Annotated in this window: 17 protein-coding genes; 11 read left to right on the top strand and 6 right to left on the bottom strand. The window is 61.9% G+C overall.

Translation table 11 applies throughout. The annotated features are described in order from the left end of the window. Nucleotides 1-9 precede the first annotated feature (9 nt). Nucleotides 10-804 (bottom strand): pyrroline-5-carboxylate reductase dimerization domain-containing protein, encoded by a 795-nt coding sequence (locus J8I29_RS13700; protein ID WP_209432058.1) that lies wholly within the window; start codon nucleotides 802-804, stop codon nucleotides 10-12. Between the two features lie 237 nt (nucleotides 805-1,041). Between J8I29_RS13700 and J8I29_RS13695 the strand changes: the two genes are divergently transcribed. Continuing rightward, the gene (locus J8I29_RS13695) at nucleotides 1,042-3,078 is read left to right on the top strand and encodes an NADH:flavin oxidoreductase (protein ID WP_209432057.1); all 2,037 of its coding nucleotides are present in this window, start codon (nucleotides 1,042-1,044) and stop codon (nucleotides 3,076-3,078) included. Nucleotides 3,079-3,092: 14 nt separating this feature from the next. Beyond that, nucleotides 3,093-3,695: a dimethylsulfoniopropionate lyase gene (locus J8I29_RS13690; RefSeq protein WP_209432056.1), complete on the top strand. Its 603-nt coding sequence runs from the start codon at nucleotides 3,093-3,095 to the stop codon at nucleotides 3,693-3,695. Between the two features lie 31 nt (nucleotides 3,696-3,726). Here the strand turns inward: J8I29_RS13690 and J8I29_RS13685 are convergent, their stop codons facing one another. The 3 genes from J8I29_RS13685 to J8I29_RS13675 all read right to left on the bottom strand — a co-directional run bounded on the left by J8I29_RS13685 (nucleotide 3,727) and on the right by J8I29_RS13675 (nucleotide 7,016). Further along, nucleotides 3,727-4,353: a TetR/AcrR family transcriptional regulator gene (locus J8I29_RS13685; protein WP_105860477.1), complete on the bottom strand. Its 627-nt coding sequence runs from the start codon at nucleotides 4,351-4,353 to the stop codon at nucleotides 3,727-3,729. Nucleotides 4,354-4,693: 340 nt separating this feature from the next. Next, nucleotides 4,694-5,773 (bottom strand): hybrid-cluster NAD(P)-dependent oxidoreductase, encoded by a 1,080-nt coding sequence (locus J8I29_RS13680; RefSeq protein WP_105860476.1) that lies wholly within the window; start codon nucleotides 5,771-5,773, stop codon nucleotides 4,694-4,696. Next, nucleotides 5,763-7,016 (bottom strand): aromatic ring-hydroxylating dioxygenase subunit alpha, encoded by a 1,254-nt coding sequence (locus J8I29_RS13675; protein WP_105860475.1) that lies wholly within the window; start codon nucleotides 7,014-7,016, stop codon nucleotides 5,763-5,765. The genes J8I29_RS13680 and J8I29_RS13675 overlap by 11 nt, the downstream gene beginning before the upstream one ends. Nucleotides 7,017-7,170: 154 nt before the next feature. Here J8I29_RS13675 and J8I29_RS13670 point away from each other — a divergent pair, with 154 nt between their 5' ends. The 4 genes from J8I29_RS13670 to J8I29_RS13655 all read left to right on the top strand — a co-directional run bounded on the left by J8I29_RS13670 (nucleotide 7,171) and on the right by J8I29_RS13655 (nucleotide 10,632). Continuing rightward, entirely contained in the window at nucleotides 7,171-8,088 is a 918-nt protein-coding gene (locus tag J8I29_RS13670; RefSeq protein ID WP_209432055.1) for a LysR substrate-binding domain-containing protein, read from the top strand. 239 nt (nucleotides 8,089-8,327) lie between these two features. Beyond that, nucleotides 8,328-8,801, top strand: a complete 474-nt coding sequence (locus tag J8I29_RS13665; RefSeq protein ID WP_209432197.1) for a VOC family protein — start codon at nucleotides 8,328-8,330, stop codon at nucleotides 8,799-8,801. 333 nt (nucleotides 8,802-9,134) lie between these two features. After that, nucleotides 9,135-9,917: a nucleotidyltransferase family protein gene (locus J8I29_RS13660; RefSeq protein ID WP_209432196.1), complete on the top strand. Its 783-nt coding sequence runs from the start codon at nucleotides 9,135-9,137 to the stop codon at nucleotides 9,915-9,917. Then, nucleotides 9,910-10,632 (top strand): metallophosphoesterase, encoded by a 723-nt coding sequence (locus tag J8I29_RS13655; protein ID WP_105860473.1) that lies wholly within the window; start codon nucleotides 9,910-9,912, stop codon nucleotides 10,630-10,632. Before J8I29_RS13660 ends, J8I29_RS13655 begins: the two co-directional genes overlap by 8 nt. Before the next feature lie 148 nt (nucleotides 10,633-10,780). Here the strand turns inward: J8I29_RS13655 and J8I29_RS13650 are convergent, their stop codons facing one another. Both J8I29_RS13650 and J8I29_RS13645 read right to left on the bottom strand, forming a co-directional pair. After that, nucleotides 10,781-11,239 carry a hypothetical protein gene (locus J8I29_RS13650; protein ID WP_209432054.1) on the bottom strand — a complete coding sequence of 153 codons (459 nt, stop codon included), beginning with the start codon at nucleotides 11,237-11,239 and terminating at the stop codon, nucleotides 10,781-10,783. A gap of 201 nt (nucleotides 11,240-11,440) precedes the next feature. After that, nucleotides 11,441-12,289, bottom strand: coding sequence for an alpha/beta fold hydrolase (locus J8I29_RS13645; protein ID WP_209432053.1), 849 nt, complete (start codon nucleotides 12,287-12,289; stop codon nucleotides 11,441-11,443). A 154-nt stretch (nucleotides 12,290-12,443) separates the two neighbouring features. Here J8I29_RS13645 and J8I29_RS13640 point away from each other — a divergent pair, with 154 nt between their 5' ends. From J8I29_RS13640 to J8I29_RS13620, 5 genes are all read left to right on the top strand, one after another. Beyond that, nucleotides 12,444-13,346 carry a LysR family transcriptional regulator gene (locus tag J8I29_RS13640; RefSeq protein ID WP_209432195.1) on the top strand — a complete coding sequence of 301 codons (903 nt, stop codon included), beginning with the start codon at nucleotides 12,444-12,446 and terminating at the stop codon, nucleotides 13,344-13,346. Nucleotides 13,347-13,590: 244 nt separating this feature from the next. After that, nucleotides 13,591-14,664 (top strand): tartrate dehydrogenase, encoded by a 1,074-nt coding sequence (locus J8I29_RS13635; RefSeq protein WP_209432052.1) that lies wholly within the window; start codon nucleotides 13,591-13,593, stop codon nucleotides 14,662-14,664. Nucleotides 14,665-14,960: 296 nt separating this feature from the next. Further along, nucleotides 14,961-15,170 carry a cold-shock protein gene (locus J8I29_RS13630; protein WP_209432051.1) on the top strand — a complete coding sequence of 70 codons (210 nt, stop codon included), beginning with the start codon at nucleotides 14,961-14,963 and terminating at the stop codon, nucleotides 15,168-15,170. Between the two features lie 311 nt (nucleotides 15,171-15,481). After that, entirely contained in the window at nucleotides 15,482-16,498 is a 1,017-nt protein-coding gene (locus J8I29_RS13625) for a hypothetical protein (RefSeq protein WP_209432194.1), read from the top strand. A 167-nt stretch (nucleotides 16,499-16,665) separates the two neighbouring features. Next, nucleotides 16,666-17,136 (top strand): hypothetical protein, encoded by a 471-nt coding sequence (locus J8I29_RS13620; RefSeq protein WP_209432050.1) that lies wholly within the window; start codon nucleotides 16,666-16,668, stop codon nucleotides 17,134-17,136. Nucleotides 17,137-17,455: the final 319 nt, after the last annotated feature.

The raw sequence follows: 17,455 nt of genomic DNA, 5'->3' as shown, positions 1-17,455 counted from the left end.
CCCTTGCAGCTAGGCCGAAAGGCCCATGCTGATGGATTTGTGGAAGGCTGCGGCGAGGCCTGCGCCAACCGCTTCGTCGAAGCCGTTGGCGCACATCGCCCCGATGGCGGCGGCGGTGGTGCCCCGGTAGTCGAGAAAGACCTCGACGGTGTTTGCCGGGTCATCGCCGTTCTTCTCGAACAAGCGTCCGGTGCCGACGAGAAGATGGGTGACAGCCTGCCGGGCCACTTCGGCGTCGATGCCGTGCGCCGTGGCGTGGCGCATCATCGCCGTCGCCAGCAGCGCCGGAAAGGCGGGTCCCGAACCGGCAAGGCCGGTCAGGTAGTCCAGCTCGCGCTCGCTCTCGAGTTCGGCGCTCGTGCCGCAGGCCTCGAAGATCCGGCCGACGAGCCGGCGCTCCTCGGCCGATATGGCCGGGGTGGCGATCCAGGGAGTGAAGGAGGCCCGCACTTCGGCTGCGGCGTTGGGCAGCGCGCGTACAACGCGCTCGGAGCCGAGACCGGCGATCAACCGTTCCAGGCCAATGCCGGCCATCACGGAGATGACGAGCTTGCCCGCAGCCCGGACGCCCAGCGCCGGCCAGTCCGCGGGGCGCACGCTGACGATGAGGAGATCGACGCTGTCGGCAAGATCCTGATTGTCTCGGGTCCAGCGCGCGGCGGGAAAGCGCGTGGGCTCGCCGCTGCGCAGGGACAGGACCAAATGCTCGGGCGAGACAATGCCGGCATCCAGCAGGGCTTGGACGATGGCGCCGCCAAGCCAGCCATTCGCGCCGATCACGCCGATTTTCAGGGATCCGCTCATCGTGAATTGCTCATGTGATCAGCCGGCAACCATGCTTGGCGATGAAGCGACCGCAAACTTCCCGCCGGAAAGCGCCGTCGTCCATAGACGGGAGCCATGCTGCCATAGTCCCTCGTTTAGAAGCAATAAAAATGTACACCATTGTCAAAAAACATGACGAGACCGTTAGAGGTCGATTGACACATATGTACATTCTGCCTAGCCTTTTGATGCACATGCAATGCTGGACCCCGAGCCATGTCGAACGATCCCCTGCTGCAGCCCTTTCAGCTCAAGCATCTCAAGCTCCGCAACCGCATCATCGTGACCTCCCATGAGCCGGCCTATCCCGAGGACGGCATGCCGAAGGAGCGCTATCGGGCCTATCACGTGGAGCGGGCCAAGGGCGGGGTCGCGATGACCATGACGGCCGGATCCGCGGCCATTTCGAAGGACAGCCCGCCGGTCTTCAACAATCTGCTCGCCTACAGGGACGAGATCGTGCCCTGGCTCAAGGACCTGACCGACGCCGTGCACGAGCATGGCGCGGCGGTGATGATCCAGCTCACACATCTTGGCCGCCGCACGCGCTGGGACAAGGGAGATTGGCTGCCGGTGGTGGCGCCTTCCCACCACAGGGAAGCTTCCCACCGCGCCTTTCCCAAGAAACTGGAAGACTGGGACATCGAGCGCATCATCAAGGATTTCGCCGATGCGGCCGAGCGCATGAAGGCCGGCGGCATGGACGGCATCGAGTTGGAAGCCTATGGCCATCTGATCGACCAGTTCTGGTCGCCGCTCACCAACGAGCTGGACGGCCCCTATGGCGGATCGCTCGAAAACCGCCTGCGCTTCGGCTTCGACGTGCTGAAGGCCATCCGCGAGCGTGTCGGGCCCGACTTCCTCGTCGGCGTGCGTTACACGGCCGACGAGCAGCTCGAGGGCGGCACGACCAGGGAAGACGGCCTGGAGATCTCACGCCGCCTCAAGGAGAGCGGCCTGATCGATTTTCTCAATGTCATCCGCGGGCATATCGACACCGATGCCGGGCTGACCGACGTCATCCCGATCCAGGGCATGGCGAACTCGCCGCACCTGGATTTCGCAGGTGAAATCCGAGCGGCCACGCAGTTTCCCACCTTTCACGCCGCCAAGATTCCGGATGTCGCCACGGCGCGTCACGCCATCGCCGCCGGCAAGGTCGACATGATCGGGATGACGCGCGCCCACATGACGGACCCGCACCTGGTACGCAAGATCATCGAAAAGCGCGAGGACGACATCCGTCCCTGCGTGGGCGCCAATTACTGCCTCGACCGTATCTATCAGGGCGGGGCGGCCTATTGCATTCACAATCCGGCCACCGGCCGTGAGTTGACCATGCCGCATACCCTGCAACCGGCTGAGGTTCGCAAGACAGTGGCCATCATCGGCGCTGGCCCGGCGGGCCTGGAGGCGGCGCGCGTCGCCGGCGAGCGGGGGCATCGGGTTGTCGTCTTCGAGGCTGCCGGCAAGCCTGGCGGGCAGGTCAGACTCACCGCCCAGAGCCCGCGGCGCAAGGAAATGATCAGCATTATCGACTGGCGCATGGGCCAGTGCGAGAAGCTGGGCGTGACCTTCCATTTCAACACCTGGGCGGATACCGGCAGCATCGAGGCCGAGAAGCCCGACGTGGTGATCGTCGCGACCGGCGGCCTGCCACATACCGAGGTGCTGTCCACCGGCAATGAGCTCGTCGTCTCCGCCTGGGATATCATTTCCGGCGATGTCAAACCCGGCTCCAACGTGCTCATCTTCGACGATGCCGGAGACCATGCCGGGTTGCAGGCGGCCGAGATCCTGGCGCAGGCCGGTGCGAAGGTCGAGATCATGACGCCGGACCGTTCCTTCGCGCCGGAGGTGATGGCGATGAACCTCGTGCCCTATATGCGCGCGCTGCAGAAACTGGATGTCGCCTTCACCGTCACCTACCGCCTCCATGCCGTCGAGAAGGCCGGCAACCAGCTGGTCGCCCATATCGGCAGTGACTATGGCGGCGTCATGAGGCAGCGCAGCTTCGACCAGATTGTCGTCAATCACGGCACGATTCCGCTCGACGACCTCTATTTCGAATTGAAGCCATCCTCGAGCAATCTCGGGGAGATGTCCTACGACCAGTTGATCGCCGGCCAGCCCCAATCCGTCGTCCGCAACGGGGAGGGCAAGTTCCAGCTCTTCCGCATCGGCGACGCGGTTGCCGCTCGCAATACCCATGCGGCCATCTATGATGGCCTCAGGCTGGCCAAGGATCTTTGATCGCGAGGCTCTCGATGACGCAGCGAAGCACGACCCTTCAGAATTTCGTCGACGCAGCCCAGGAGGCTTTCGGTCAATTCGCGCAGGACCCGGATGCACGTCGATCCATCGGCGAGATCTTCACGGCGCTGGAAGAGGCGAAGAAGGCAAGAACGGGCGCCGGCGTTCGCCTGCCGGCGTGCGGGCATCTCGATCAGGCCCTTCGGATCGATACGGGACATGCCACGCTCGCCCGGCTGCTTGATAGCTTCAAGGCGGTGGAGCCATTCCTGCAATGGCGCCGGCGCCCGAACAATGATGGCACGGCCAGCGCCAATTTCGCGGACGGGCATGCCAATGCGATGCTTCTAGGCCCCGGGGGCCTGGAGGAGCGCGGTGACGTCTGGCTCGGCGTGTCGCTGATGGCGCCGAAGGTGCGCTATCCCGATCACGACCATGCCCCCGAAGAGGTCTATCTGGTGCTGTCCGACGGCGAGTTCCGCCAGGGGGAGGGGGACTGGTTTGCGCCCGGGGTGGGCGGCTCGTTCTACAACAAGCCCGGCATCAGGCATGCGATGCGCTCGCTCGAAACGCCGCTATTCGCCTTCTGGGCGTTGCGGGCGGATACACAGCCCTGAGGAAGCTTCGCCGATCAGGCCGGGAGACAGCCTACCCCTTGAAGCCGTGCCTGGCGTGGAAGCGATCGAGCTCGCGCTGTTCGGGCCTCACGCCCGTGAAGATCTCGACATATTCGGGAATGCGCTTCATGCGCAGGGCGACGTCTTCCTGCGTCTGCATCGAGATATAGCCGATCTGGGTGAGATAGGTCGTCCGCGCCCGCACATCGGCGGTGATTGCGGTATAGCCGAAGCGCGTGAACATCTGCGCGAGGGCGTCGAGGCGGATCTGATCGGCGGTTCTCACTTCGGTGAGGATCTCCGGCGATTCCAGAGCCCAGCTGCGCACGGCGAATTCGAACTGGGCATCGAACAGCGTTTTGTCGATCCAGCAATCATTGACGTTGAGCATCGCTTCGGCGATCGATTCGGCATAGGCCTGGGCCTGCTTGACCAGATTGCCGGTGTTCTTGTCGCGCCAGCGCGCGATCAGGGCACCGAGAAGTTCCTCCCGGTCCTTGAAGAACCAATAGAAGCTGGTGCGGGACAGGCCGAGTTTCTTGGCCAGGGGCAGGATCTTGACCGTGCTGACCCCGGATTCGAGCAGAAGCTCATAGGCAGCTTCCAGCCAGACCTCGGCCGAGCCTCGCCAGCCCGTTTCTCCCAAAACCTGCTCCATGAAGCGCCCTCCATCAAACGGCAAATCGGCGATCGAGCGAGATGCACATGGATGTCGAGCATAGTGTCAATCATGTCAATTTAGTAGACATAATTGTACAGGTGTTGATCCGCCTTTCCCATCCTTTAGAAATGCTTCTGGGATCGCAGGCATCCCTGTCTATAAGCACTGACTCTGCGGTCAAGGGCGCAGATAGCGCGGAGGGTCGATCTCCAGATCGACCATCTTGAAAATGTCGAGCGTGAGGACAAGGGTGGTCGATCTGAAGATCGACCCTCCACCCAATGTTAGCGCTTATCGACGGGGATGCCTGCCATCCCGGAGGTGGTGCCGGCAAGGCTTATCTGTCGATCACCAGGTCGCTCAGCGGTTTGGAACAGCAGGGCAGGAAGAAGCCCGCATCGACCTCGCGCTGGCGTATGCCGCCATTGTGCTGCATGTCGACGCTGCCGCTGACGAGTTTGGACTTGCAGGTGCCGCAAAGGCCATTGGCACAGGACGAGGGAAGGCGAACGCCTGCCTTTTTCGCCGACGACAGCACCGTCTGCTCGCCGGCAACCTCGATGGTGCGTGACTGTTTGGCGAACTCGACCTTGAAGAGTTTCGCTTGTGGCAGGACTTCGGCAGACGGTTCCTCGACGCCGACACCGTCGAAGCTCTCCTCGAAATAATTGTGAGCCGGGCTGCCCAATTCGGCGCTGAAGGAGCGGACGGCACGCATGAAAGGCGCCGGGCCGCAGCACATGATGACGCGCTCGGCGAGATCCGGGATGGCCAGCGACAGGAACGCCTTGGATAGCCGCCCGGTCAATCCCGGCCAGGATGGCTCCCCGGTGACCTCTTCGGGAAGCAGGATCAGCCGCAGGCCCTTCAATCGGTTCGCCAGCACGCCAAGCTCGTCGCGGAAGACGAGATCGCGAGGGGTCCTCGCGGCATGGACGAAGACCACGTCCGCGGCCTGCGCCGAATCGGCGATGTCCCGGACGATCGACATCAGCGGCGTGATGCCCGAGCCGCCCGACAGCAAGGCAAGCTTGGCCGGCATGGCCGCGGGGCGGACGAAGGCGCCGAGCGGCCCCAAGGCCTTGACCATCATGCCGGGAACCAGATTGTCGTGCAGCCAGTTCGAGACGCGGCCGCCTTCCGTTCGCTTCACCGTGACGGTGATGGCCTTCCGCCTCGCCGGCGAGGAAGACATGCTGTAGCAGCGGCTTTCCGGCAGGCCGTCGATCTCCAGTTCCAGCGACAAATGCTGGCCCGCCTCGAAATCGAAGGTCTTGCCGTCAGGCGACAGGAAGGTGAAGCTCTTCACGTCATGCGTTTCGTCATGGACGTCGACGCAGAGGAGCTGGTCGAATGCTTCAGCATGCGGGGCAGGGGTGTTGCCGGCACCTGTCTGCAGCGCGCTGTCAGTAGCCATTGGCGCGCATCCGGTCGATGTACCAGGTGGCGAAATTGTCGAGCTGGCCCTCGGTGAAGGGGGAGTACGGGCCGGGCTCATAGGCCGGGTCGAGGACACCCGAATAAGACCGCGCGACCAGTTGCGCGTCCTGTTCGTTGGTGGCGATCCACACGCTGGTGAGCTTGTCGAGATCGTAGTCGCGGCCCTCGACGGCATCCTTATGCACCAGCCATTTCGTGCGCACGAGGGTTTCGTCGGCGCTGAGAGGGATGATCATCGTGCACACGGCATGGTCGCCCATGAAATGATGCCAGCAATTGTGGCCCCATAGATGGACGTCGCCGAGATCCTTGCGCGTCATCGAGCCGAGCAGCTTGGACGAGGCGGCGGTGGCGTCCGGTGTCTGGGACTCGCCGGCTCCCGCGATGATGAGGCGCTGGGTCCGGAAATTGGTGGCGCAGTCGACGAGCTGCTCGACGGCCGCCGAAGGAAATCCCTCAGCCTCCCAGGCCTTGGTGCGCGCCTCGTAGAGGGCCTGATGCCGCTCGGCCTCCTCCCGGTCCTCGGGGCTCAGGCTGGCCGGATCGAAGCCGAAATCCAGATCGATGAAGGAGACGCAAAGCTCGGGATGGTTCGACGAGCAGTGGTAGCATTCCCGATTGTTCTCGATGGTGAGCTTCCAATTGCCTTTCTCGATGATCTCGCTCTGGAAGGCGACCTTGCTGTTGGCAATGTCGTAGGGCGCCAGGCGTTCCCGCATCACGGTCTCGAGCGTGCCGATGTCTTCGGGGGGATTGTCCGACAGGCAGACATAGATCAGCCCGCCGATCGAGCGGAAATGGACCGGCTTGAGGCTCTTGCAGGTCTTGTCGAAGCCCGTGCCCATATGCGGGGCATAGGCGAGTTCGCCGGAGAGTTCGTAGGTCCACTGATGATAGGGGCAAACGAGCTTGGAGACGATGGAGGTACCGCTGTCCAGCAGGCGGGCGCCGCGATGGCGGCAGACATTGTGCAGCACCCGGATCTGGTTGTCGTCGTCACGCAGCAGGATGATGCTCGAACTGCCGAGATCGATCACATGGGCGTCGCCCGGCTCGGGAACGTCGCATTCCAGCCCGACATAGATCCAGTGCCGGCGAAAGAACACGTCGAGATCCGCCTTGAAGACGTCCTCGCGGGTGTAGAGGCCGGCAGGGAGGGCATGGCCCGGCATGCGCTGGTCCAGCAGAGGCGAGATCGCAGATGAGAATGAATTGAGCATGAGTTTTCATCACCAGATTCGGCTTCATCATGCGCGCATGAAACCGCCCTCTCAACGGCACAAATGTTTACGTCTGCCATAACTCAATGTAATGCTTATCTCCTATTGTCGCCGAGTTGGCGGTGCCGTCTGAAGGCGGGAGTTCCCCGGGGCCATGACCAATCTGCGGCGAAAACTTCCCCCGCTCACAGCGCTCACTGTCTTCGAGGCGGTGGCGCGCCTGGGCGGCTTCACCAGGGCGGCCGCGGAACTGGGCGTCACCCAGGCAGCGATCAGCCGCCAGATTCATCTCCTGGAGGAAACGTTCGGCTTTCCCCTGTTCCGGCGCCTGCATCGACGGGTCGAATTGACGGAGAAGGGCAAGCAGCTTTCGTCCACGGCCACGACGGCCTTCAACCTCATCGCCGAGACGATTTCGGAGTGGTCGAGGGAGGAGGCGGAGGAGGATCTGGCCATTGCGGCGACGATTGCCTTCTCCCATTTCTGGCTTCTCCCCCGGATCTCCTCGTTTTCGAAGGCACACCCCACTATCAGGTTGCGCATCATCACGCAGGACAATGCCGTCAAGGTCGATGGCGAGGACGTCGATCTCGCCATTCGCTTCGGAACCGGTATCTGGCCGGATGGGGACGCCGAATTTCTCTTTCACGACGAGATCTTTCCCATCTGCAGCGCCGATTACGCGCAGGAGATCGGTGAGATCGAGCATCTTGCCCAGCTCACGCGCTATCCCCTGATCACCAATGACACGGCCGATCCCACCTGGACCGATTGGGCGGAGTGGTTTGCGGCATTCTCCGTCCCGATGCCGAGCAAGAGCTCGGGCATGCATTGCAGCTTCTATACCGAGGCTATCTATGCCGCCTTGAACGGCCACGGCATCGCACTCGGCTGGCGCCGGCTGGTCGACGACCTGCTCACCCAGAACCGGCTGGTCAGGCTCACCAGGCAAGCCATCGTCACGCAAAACGCCTATTTCTTCATTGCGCCCCGGCGCAAGGCAAGGAAGAAGGCCGTCGACCTGCTCATAGACTGGCTGAAGCGCGAAGCCAGCATTCCCGATCCTTCCTGACGTTACTCTGCCGCGCCGCGGCGGGAGGTCAGGTCCTATGACTGGCGTCGGCTGTCTTCTCGGCCCAGCCGGTGGAAGCGATGCGTCCGATTGACTTTTCGGGCCTTGCCGTCGGAACGTTGAGCGGAAGGAATGCATTCTATGCTCAGGGTGCGGTGCCCAAGCTGGCTGCAGACCGCCCCGAATCCATGAAAAGCCGGGGCGCGGCGGCTTCGAACGCGAAAGGACAGGCAATGGCGATTGCGAAGAACACGATCTGCGTATGGTACGACAAGGACGCGGAGGCCGCGGCCCGCTTCTATGCCGAGACCTTTCCGGACAGCAAGGTGCATGCCGTCCACCGCGCGCCCGGCGACTATCCGTCCGGTAAGGAGGGCGATGTGCTGACGGTCGAATTCACCGTCGCCGGCATCCCTTGTCTCGGCCTGAATGGCGGGCCCGCATTCAAGCACAGCGAGGCCTTTTCCTTCCAGATCGCCACGGACGATCAGGAGGAGACGGATCGCTACTGGAATGCCATCGTCGGCAATGGCGGCCAGGAAAGCGCCTGCGGCTGGTGCAAGGACAAATGGGGCATTTCCTGGCAGATCACGCCCCGCGTGTTGACCGAGGCGATAGCTGCCGGCGGCGCCGAAGCAAAACGCGCCTTCGAAGCGATGATGAAGATGAGAAAGATCGACGTCGCGGCGATGGAGGCGGCTCGTCGAGGCTGACGAGCTGCCCCTCTCAGGGCGTTTCTGGAAGACATCCGCCGATAATTCGACGCGCGGCGCCCTCATATCCTTTTCGGGCAGGGCCATTGCGATGCTCCCGTTCATCGCGTGCGGAGGCATTGTATTATGGCGGCCGAAGCGCGGAGGAAGTCGCCGAGGCGGCACCTGCAACAAGGCCGAGGTGATCGCGGGCTTGCAAGGAGAGGATCGCTTTCGGAACCAAGCCCTTCACCATCCGTTCCAACAGGACGATCAACCTGTCCGGCAGGCAAAGGGATGCGGATGGCGACACATCACAAGAAACAGGCAGCCAAGGCAAAGCGCTCGACCTTGATGCAGGTCATGGCCGAACCCTTGCTGCATGATGACGAGGCCGAAAGCTTCGTGCAACAGGCCATTCGGGATTTGTGTGCCTGCGATGTTCCGTTTCTGCTGGCCGGCACTTTTGCCGTGAGCGCCTATACAGGCATCACCCGCCTGACCAAGGATCTGGATATTTTCTGCAAGGCGGGCGATGCCCAGCGCCTGCTAGCCTATTTCCAGGCCGAGAACTATGCCGTCGAGATCGAGGATGATCGCTGGCTCGGCAAGGTTCTCAAGGACAAGAAGTTCTTCGACGTCATCTTTGCCTCCCCGAATGGGACGATGCCGGTGGGCGATGACTGGTTCGAGCAGGGGCGCCAGATCCACCTCTATGATTGCAAGGTCGGCATCGTCGGGCCGACTGATCTCATCTGGTCCAAATGTTTCGTACAGATGCGCCATCGCTATGACGGTGCCGACGTGGTCCATCTCATCCTCAAGACGCATGCGCAGATCGACTGGCATCGTCTGCTCGCACATATGGAGGTGCATTGGGAGGTGCTCCTGATGCATCTGCTCAATTTCCGCTGGATCTATCCATCGGAACGCGACGCCGTCCCAGCCTGGCTGCTGACGGAACTGCTCGAGCGGCTTGACGCACAGCGGCAATTACCGCCGCCTCAGATGAAGATCTGCCGGGGCCGCATGTATTCGCGCGTGGACTTCGAGATCGACGTCAAGGAATGGGGGTTCGCCGATGTGGGCGGGGAAGGGGACCGCCGTGCTTCCAAGGGACACAGCAACGATGAGTGACAAGCCAAAGACCATCAAGGTGGCGGCGCTGGCCGACCTGCATGTCAAGGATACGCCGGAAGAATCCTACCGCGATCTTTTCAAGGAGATTTCGGGAACGGCCGACGTGCTGGTTCTGGCCGGGGACCTCACCGATCTCGGCAAGCCGAAACAGGCCGAACATCTTGCCGCCGACCTTGCCGCCTGCAGCATTCCGGTCGTCGCCGTGCTTGGCAATCACGACTATGAGGGGGGCGAGGAAGACAGGCTGGTCGCCATTCTCGAGGCGGCGAAGGTGCATCTGCTCGACGGCCGGCATGTCGAGATCGAAGGCGTCGGCTTCGTCGGCGTGAAGGGTTTTGCCGGTGGCTTCGGGCGGTTCATGCTGAGTTCGTTCGGCGAACCCGCGATCAAGGCCATGGTGGCCGAGGGCATCGATCAGGCGATGCGCCTGGAGAACGCCATGCGGCAGGTTCGCGCCGATCGGGCGGTGGTGGTGCTGCACTATGCGCCCATTGTCGAGACGGTCGCCGGAGAGCCGCCCGAGATCTATCCCTTCCTGGGCTCCTCGCGCCTTGCCGAAACCATCGATCGCTTCGAGGTCAGCGCGGTGGTTCACGGCCATGCCCATCGCGGGGCCTATCAGGGCAGGACGCCGAAAGGCGCGCCCGTCTACAATGTGGCGGCTCATATCGAAAAGCCGACAGGCCGGCCTTACGCTTTGCTGGAGATCTGAGCCTTCGGACAGTTCTTTGTCGCAGGATCATGCAGGCGCAGCCTTGACGTCAGAGAAAGTACGCTTTCCTGATCGTACTTTCTCTCTGTCTGCTGTTTTGGCGCGTTTTCTCAATCGAAAAGCCCGTCGCCTTTTTTCGAGAAGCGCTTTAGGTGCTGACAGCAGTCCAGGCTGCAGCACTTCCCAACGTCACATAGGGTGAGGTTGAGGAGGGGGCGAGATATGAGGTGAATTGCGGATTGTATATATAGATCGTTTGTCCGGTACTGATGACGTTGCCTGTGGTCCCGTTCAAGTCGGTAAATAATTGGAAAGTACATCCAGGCACGGTGGACTTGATATTGCCCCATTCAGCGGCTTGGCCGGGAATGCCTTGAAGCCATAAATGTACAACAACGATCAACCGAAGATACACTTCGGCACCGGTCAGAATTTCTCCAGATGTCGTTCCCGTTGAATCGAACCATATATCCTTGAGATCATCATAAAGGATCGCAGAATATGCATGGGGAGAGATGACCGCTCCTTCCCATGATAGATATTGACTGTTGCCGGAAGATTGAATGCCATAATTAACGCCATATTGAAGTGTGCTTGGACTCGACATATGACACCTAATTGTTGAAGGCTAATATATAGAAGAGCGATATTATTGATTTGTCAAATGATTTGTTTGATATCTTGGATTTTAGAGAAATAAATCAAGAATTACTTCTTCGTTTGGGCAACAATTCATGGCCTGAGAATGAATAAATCCTTTAGCGTTCTGCACGGCGCTTGGCCGGAACGGAGGCGCCCGCATGAGTGATCAGGCCGGCGCCGCCTGCAGGAATGACAGCACTTCTGCCATGAATTCCTGCGAAAATTCGATATTGCTGAGATGGACGGCCGGCAGCACCTTCAGCCGGGCGCCGGGAATAGTGGCGGCAATCTCCTGGCTCTTGCCAAGCGAGGTGACCGTGTCGAACTCGCCGGCGATGACCAAGGTGGGGGCGGCGATCAGGGCGATGGTCCGGCGCAGGTCGGCGTCGCGCACGGCCGCCCAGTTGCCGGCAAGGCCCTGGCGCGACGTATTCAGCAGCATCTTCCGGAAGGCTTGGATGGCCGGCCCATTCGCCTCGACCATGGCCTTCGGAAACCAGTTGCCAAGGAATGTTTCCGCCGTCTCCGTCATGTCTGGCGCGGCAAGAACGGCGGCGATAGCCTTGTCGAAATAGGCCGCAGATCCAAGGTAAGCGGCTGTGTTGCTCAGGATCAGGCGCTCGACGCGTTCCGGAGCATGAATGGCGAGCCACTGGCCGACGAAGCCGCCCAGGGACAGGCCCAGGAAGTGGGCGCGCTCGATCCCCAGCCAATCCATCAATTCCAGCACGTCGCGCCCGAGACGGCCGTCGGAATAGGCGCCGGGCGGTACGTCCGAGGCGCCGTGACCCCGGAAATCATAGCGAACGACACGGAAATGTTTCGACAGCTCTGGGATTTGCAGATCCCACATATGTAGGGTCGTGCCGATGGAATTGGACAGCACGAGCGCTGGGCGATCGTCCGGGCCGTCTATCGTGTAGGCGATCCTGACGCCGTCTCCGGTGGTCAGGAACGACAGGCCTGCCGTTTCTTCGAGGTCCGGCGTGGCCGGACGGGCGCTGGCGTTGGCCATGGGCATGCTCCTTTTCCTGTTTTGCTATCTCCGGCGTCACGGCCGGGATCGAGGGAGGCAAGCCGTGCTCCTCGATGGCATGCTGCGAAACTAGGCTCGATCAATTTCGATAAAAATTGAAAAGTTTTTTAATTCTTTGTAATTATAGGTGACAATGCATGCTTTCACGCTTCAGGAAATCCAGTGCTTCGATGCCGTGGTCCGCGAAGGCGGCTTCCAGGCTGCTGCCGCCGTGCTCAACCGCTCGCATGCCGCGATATTTGCGGCGATCGCCAAGCTGGAAGCCAGTCTCGGCGTTCTCCTGTTCGACCGGAGCGGCTATCGCGTATCCCTGACCGAGGCCGGCCGTTCGTTCCATCGCAAGGCTCAGTCCCTGCTCGGCGAGATGGAGGCGCTGCGCGTGCACGCACAGCAACTCGCAATGGGCGAGGAGACGCATCTGCGCGTCATCCTCGGCGACACCTGCCCCCTGCAAGAAGGCCTGCAGCTGCTGGGCGGCTTCTTCTCACAATGCCCGCAGACAAGGCTGGACCTCCATTTCGAGACGATCGGCGGCCCTTCGGAACGGCTTTTGGAGGATGAGGCCGACCTGATCCTGCATTGGATCGAAAAGGCCGATCCTCGCTTGGAATGGATCGATCTGGGCACGGTATCGTTCGTGCCGGTGGTTGCTCCGGGCTTCTTGCCGTTCGCGCTCACCCGCCGGATCTCGCCGGACCAAATGCGCGGCCTCACCCAATGCATCATCCGCGATACCGCCCGGTCGGCGACGAAGGCGAACTTCTATGTCATGGAAGGCGCACCGCAATGCACGGTGTCGGATCACGCGATGAAGAAAGAGGTCATCATGCGGGGCATGGCCTGGGGACACTTGCCGCGTTTCATGATCGAACGGGAATTGCGCGAAGGGCGCCTTCTCTCCATCACCGGAAATGCTTTTCCGGGTGTCGAAACCGAACTGGTCGCCGCCCGGCGACGCGATCGCCCGCATGGCCCGGTCGCCAATCGCCTCTGGGACCATATCGGCGCCCATGCCCCTGCCTTGTGGAAGGGCTAGGAGCGCCGCCGATCCGACGCCTGGTTCCAAGCGTCTTCGCAATGGGTCCTGGCAATTCTTGATGGATCCATCAAATTGCGGGCCTCAGGCGGATTCTTCATACCGCGCCGGATTGCGGTTCAGGGTCTCCGGGATACACTGGCACCGCCCGTTCCGCTCCCAATCCGGACATCGTCAACACCAACGGCGCCGCCGATGTCGCCCGACCCATACGAAACCCACTTTTCTTACCGGAGCACAGACGATGCGCGAATATTCCATCGCAGCCATTCCTGCCGACGGCATCGGTCCCGAAGTCATCGCAGCCGGTGCCACGGTGCTGGCGGCGCTCTCCAAGCGGGATGGCGGGCTGAAGTTCAATATCGAGAATTTCGACTGGGGCTCGGACTATTACAAGAAGCACGGCGTCATGATGCCGGCCGACGGGCTGTCCCGGCTCAAGAAATTCGATGCGATCTATTTCGGCGCGGTCGGTGCGCCCGATGTCCCCGATCACATCACGCTCTGGGGGCTGCGCCTGCCGATCTGCCAGGGCTTCGACCAGTATGCCAATGTCCGGCCGACCAAGATCCTGCCGGGTATCACCTCGCCCCTGCGCCATTGCGGGCCGGGCGATCTCGACTGGGTCATCGTGCGCGAAAATTCGGAGGGAGAATATTCCGGACATGGCGGCCGCGCCCATCGGGGGCTTCCAGAGGAGGTCGGCACGGAGGTTGCGATCTTCACCCGCGTCGGCGTCACCCGCATCATGCGCTATGCCTTCAGGCTGGCCCAATCGCGCCCACGCAAGCTCCTCACGGTCGTCACCAAATCGAATGCGCAGCGCCACGGCATGGTGATGTGGGACGAGATCGCCGCCGAGGTCGCCGGGGAATTTCCGGACGTGGCCTGGGACAAGATGCTGGTCGACGCCATGACGGTGCGCATGACGCTCAATCCCCGGAGCCTCGACACGATCGTCGCCACCAATCTGCATGCCGATATTCTCTCCGATCTCGCCGGCGCGCTTGCCGGCAGCCTCGGCGTGGCGCCGACGGGCAATATCGATCCGGAGCGGCGCTTTCCCTCGATGTTCGAGCCGATCCACGGCTCGGCTTTCGACATTGCGGGCAAGGGCATCGCCAATCCCGTGGCGACGTTCTGGACGGCCGCCCAGATGCTCGACCATCTCGGGGAGGCGGAGGCCTCCGCCAGGCTGATGCGGGCGGTGGAGCGGGTGACGGGAGCCGGCATTCTGACGCCTGATGTCGGTGGGACGGCCACCACCAGGGACGTCACCGAGGCGGTCGTCGATGCGATCCATTCGTCCAATGTCTGAACCATCTGCCGAGATCGGCCGTTCTTTACAGTCACGGCGAAATCACGAGCTTATGCGACAGTGGAGATACCGCCAGTGCCTGCCTTAGGAGGAACTGGCGGGTGACACGGTCCTAAGAAACAACCTTGCCCGGCGTTCGAAGCGTCGGGCTCTTTCTGAATGGAGCGGAGACGGACAGCCGCTTGCCTGTACCACGGGGAATAGTCTGCCGGCACCTTGCCGGGGACATTGTGCGCGGCGATCCGAACGAAGCGGTTCCGAAAGCCGGGATTGAAGCCTCTGGGAGGAGGCTCGGCATGAGCACTGGTACTGTCAAGTGGTTCGATCCCATCAAGGGCTACGGCTTCATCGCACCGGACAATGGCAGTCGGGATATCTTCGTTCACATTACCGCCGTGACGCGCGCTGGCCTCGGTGAGCTGCGAGAGGGGCAAAAGGTGAGCTTCGAACTGGTCGTCGACAGCCGGACGGGAAGTTCGAAGGCGGACACGCTGAAGCTTTGCTGAGGCCTGGCCTTACCAGGGAAGTTCTGCTTCCTCGCACCGCAATGCAGGCTCTCCATCAATTTGCCGTCCTCTGCCGACATGCAAAGCGGGTAAAGGAAACGTAACGCTTCCACGCTAGCGTTGCCCATGCCGATTACGGCCATGCTTGCCTGGTCTTCGCATCACCTGGTGCTGCGTCTTCTTCGCGGGCCGGCTCGGCGAGAAGAGGGAAAGAACTCACGATGGCTCGATTGGCGCACACGGCCCAGGCGACCCCTCGCACCCGCAGGATGGATGACCCGGCAGCGGCTTTCGGGTCACACTTCAGGACGATGATCTCGGCGCGGCTGCAATCGGGGCGGGCAAGGGGCGTGGGCATCGCCTGCCTGTCCCTCGCTGTCGCCGTGATCGGCGCCGGCTCGGGCGGGGCTTTGGCCGCAGGGCAGGCTGCCGGCATTCCCGCCTGGCTGATGCCCTATGTCGGCGAGGGGCCGGGCCAGATCGCCTTGCCGGTCCTGCAAAGGGCGCGCGCGCTTTATATCCAGAAAGCGAGCCAGGGAATCGTGAGCAATCCTTGCTATTTCGCCATGGATGCGACGCGCCCCAACGATCCCGGCAGTTCGGGTGGACGTTTCTACATCATCTGCGAATCTCAGCATTCCTTCCGGGCCATCTCGGCCGGGCATGGCGGCGGCCGCAATCTCAGAGGCGTGGCGGATTTCGCCAATGGGCGGCGCTGCGCCAGGCATTTCGGCAATGCCCAGGATTCGGAACTGACGACCGGCGGTTCCTATGTGACTGCCGAAACCAAGACCTCGTTCAAGGGCTATTATCGCGTGGCGGCGAACCAGGATGCGGCGTTCCTGCGATCCTTCGTGCAGTTCGACGGCATAGGCGAGACGGCCAATGCCCGCCAGCGCGCAATCGGCGGCCATGCCGCCGTCGCCCTGAAAGGCGTGTGCTTGCGCAAAGCTCCGAGCAGCCCCTATGCGAACCACGATGGCTACGTTCCGTTCGGCAAGCTGGTGGACTATGCCGGCGGGCGCAGCAATGGCTGCACGAGCTGGTCGCTCGGGGACGTGAGACAGATCCTGTCCATGGTGAAGGACGATCCGACCACACTCTATCTCTATCCGGAAGCCGCCGATGTCAGCAATGTCGCCCGAGCCGTGGCGGCCGGCCAGTCGCCTGCCAGGGTCGGGCTCTATTGGAACGCTTCCTGTCTAAAGGAGATCGGCGCGCCCAAATATTGGTCGAGACAAACGCTCGAGCCGGTCTTGGCGCAATACAAGCTCGACCATCCCGCGCCGCCGCCACGGCCGACCCCGATCTGCGAGGGCAGCGAATGAGTTGGCAATGAACGGTTTGCACGGGAATGGCACGCGGGCCTGATCTGCCGCAACGAAGGCTTTGCTCAGCCTTATAATTACCAGGAATACTGCCGTTATGGTGGCCTGCCGATTGAACGGTTCTGGGAAAGTCGTCAATATCGCTCTCCGATCTGGAGAGTTGACCAATGAGGATTGCTTTCGCCTTGTCTTGCGCTGGCCTGATCGCCTGCTTTGGCATTGGGCCGGCCCTGGCCGATGGTGCCAGCTGCAGCGACATCAAGCGTGCATTGGTCTCTGCGAATATGGACTTCATGCGCATCGAGCGGGGACCCCTGCCGGTCGCGCCGGCGCAGGCCGCGTTGGTGATCGGTCAGATGTCCGCCCTTACCCAGCTCACCAAGCTTGCCTGCGAGGAGGAGGATGCCCGTCAGATCGCAAAGGTCGTAGGGGTGCGTCTGCGGGCTTTGCAGGAACTGCTGCCGATCGGTTCGGCTCCCGTCGCAGTGGCGGAAGCCTCCGAGACGCCGCCAGCGCCGCCTCCGGCTCCGCCCAGCGAAGCCCGTCGACAGACCGCCCGCAAGCCGGCGAGTGCCGTCGGGTGCCATCGCATCTACTATACCAGGGACGGGCATCGCTATTGGCGCTGCCAGCGCTGACGCCGGCCTGCCTCGCCGTGCCTGAGAACTCGCGCCCCGACTGAGGGGGAGGCCGAGGTCCGACGGTTATCGCATCGCGAAGCTCGTATCCGCCATCGCTGCCGACTGCCGCAGACAGAGCCCGTATGCCCGGCAAAGGGAACGACTGCCTCTTTCTTAAGCATATCGACAGTCTTATCTAGGGCGACCGTCAGCCCAGCCCATCGAATTGCCAGAACTGTCGATGTTGCCTGAGGATAGGCCTCAAGACTTTCTAAAGCTGGCTTTACATGGATCATAATTTGCTTGAGAGTTCCGGACTCACCGTAGCAATAGGGTC

The organism is Labrys sp. LIt4, assembly GCF_017813775.1.
Taxonomy (GTDB): Bacteria; Pseudomonadota; Alphaproteobacteria; order Rhizobiales; family Labraceae; genus Labrys; species Labrys okinawensis_A.
The sequence above is the reverse complement of the archived record's forward strand: the minus strand, read 5'-3'. Positions and strand labels throughout refer to the sequence as shown.

Bases quoted from the DNA above. Each gene is read 5' to 3' on its own strand.
- J8I29_RS13635 (WP_209432052.1), top strand. From the start codon at position 13,591: ATGCGCGAATATTCCATCGCAGCCATTCCTGCCGACGGCATCGGTCCC.
- J8I29_RS13645 (WP_209432053.1), bottom strand. From the start codon at position 12,289: ATGGCCAACGCCAGCGCCCGTCCGGCCACGCCGGACCTCGAAGAAACG.
- J8I29_RS13640 (WP_209432195.1), top strand. From the start codon at position 12,444: ATGCATGCTTTCACGCTTCAGGAAATCCAGTGCTTCGATGCCGTGGTC.
- J8I29_RS13650 (WP_209432054.1), bottom strand. From the start codon at position 11,239: ATGTCGAGTCCAAGCACACTTCAATATGGCGTTAATTATGGCATTCAA.
- J8I29_RS13660 (WP_209432196.1), top strand. From the start codon at position 9,135: ATGCAGGTCATGGCCGAACCCTTGCTGCATGATGACGAGGCCGAAAGC.
- J8I29_RS13675 (WP_105860475.1), bottom strand. From the start codon at position 7,016: ATGCTCAATTCATTCTCATCTGCGATCTCGCCTCTGCTGGACCAGCGC.
- J8I29_RS13700 (WP_209432058.1), bottom strand. From the start codon at position 804: ATGAGCGGATCCCTGAAAATCGGCGTGATCGGCGCGAATGGCTGGCTT.
- J8I29_RS13670 (WP_209432055.1), top strand. From the start codon at position 7,171: ATGACCAATCTGCGGCGAAAACTTCCCCCGCTCACAGCGCTCACTGTC.
- J8I29_RS13690 (WP_209432056.1), top strand. From the start codon at position 3,093: ATGACGCAGCGAAGCACGACCCTTCAGAATTTCGTCGACGCAGCCCAG.
- J8I29_RS13680 (WP_105860476.1), bottom strand. From the start codon at position 5,773: ATGGCTACTGACAGCGCGCTGCAGACAGGTGCCGGCAACACCCCTGCC.
- J8I29_RS13630 (WP_209432051.1), top strand. From the start codon at position 14,961: ATGAGCACTGGTACTGTCAAGTGGTTCGATCCCATCAAGGGCTACGGC.
- J8I29_RS13620 (WP_209432050.1), top strand. From the start codon at position 16,666: ATGAGGATTGCTTTCGCCTTGTCTTGCGCTGGCCTGATCGCCTGCTTT.
- J8I29_RS13625 (WP_209432194.1), top strand. From the start codon at position 15,482: ATGATCTCGGCGCGGCTGCAATCGGGGCGGGCAAGGGGCGTGGGCATC.
- J8I29_RS13695 (WP_209432057.1), top strand. From the start codon at position 1,042: ATGTCGAACGATCCCCTGCTGCAGCCCTTTCAGCTCAAGCATCTCAAG.
- J8I29_RS13655 (WP_105860473.1), top strand. From the start codon at position 9,910: ATGAGTGACAAGCCAAAGACCATCAAGGTGGCGGCGCTGGCCGACCTG.
- J8I29_RS13685 (WP_105860477.1), bottom strand. From the start codon at position 4,353: ATGGAGCAGGTTTTGGGAGAAACGGGCTGGCGAGGCTCGGCCGAGGTC.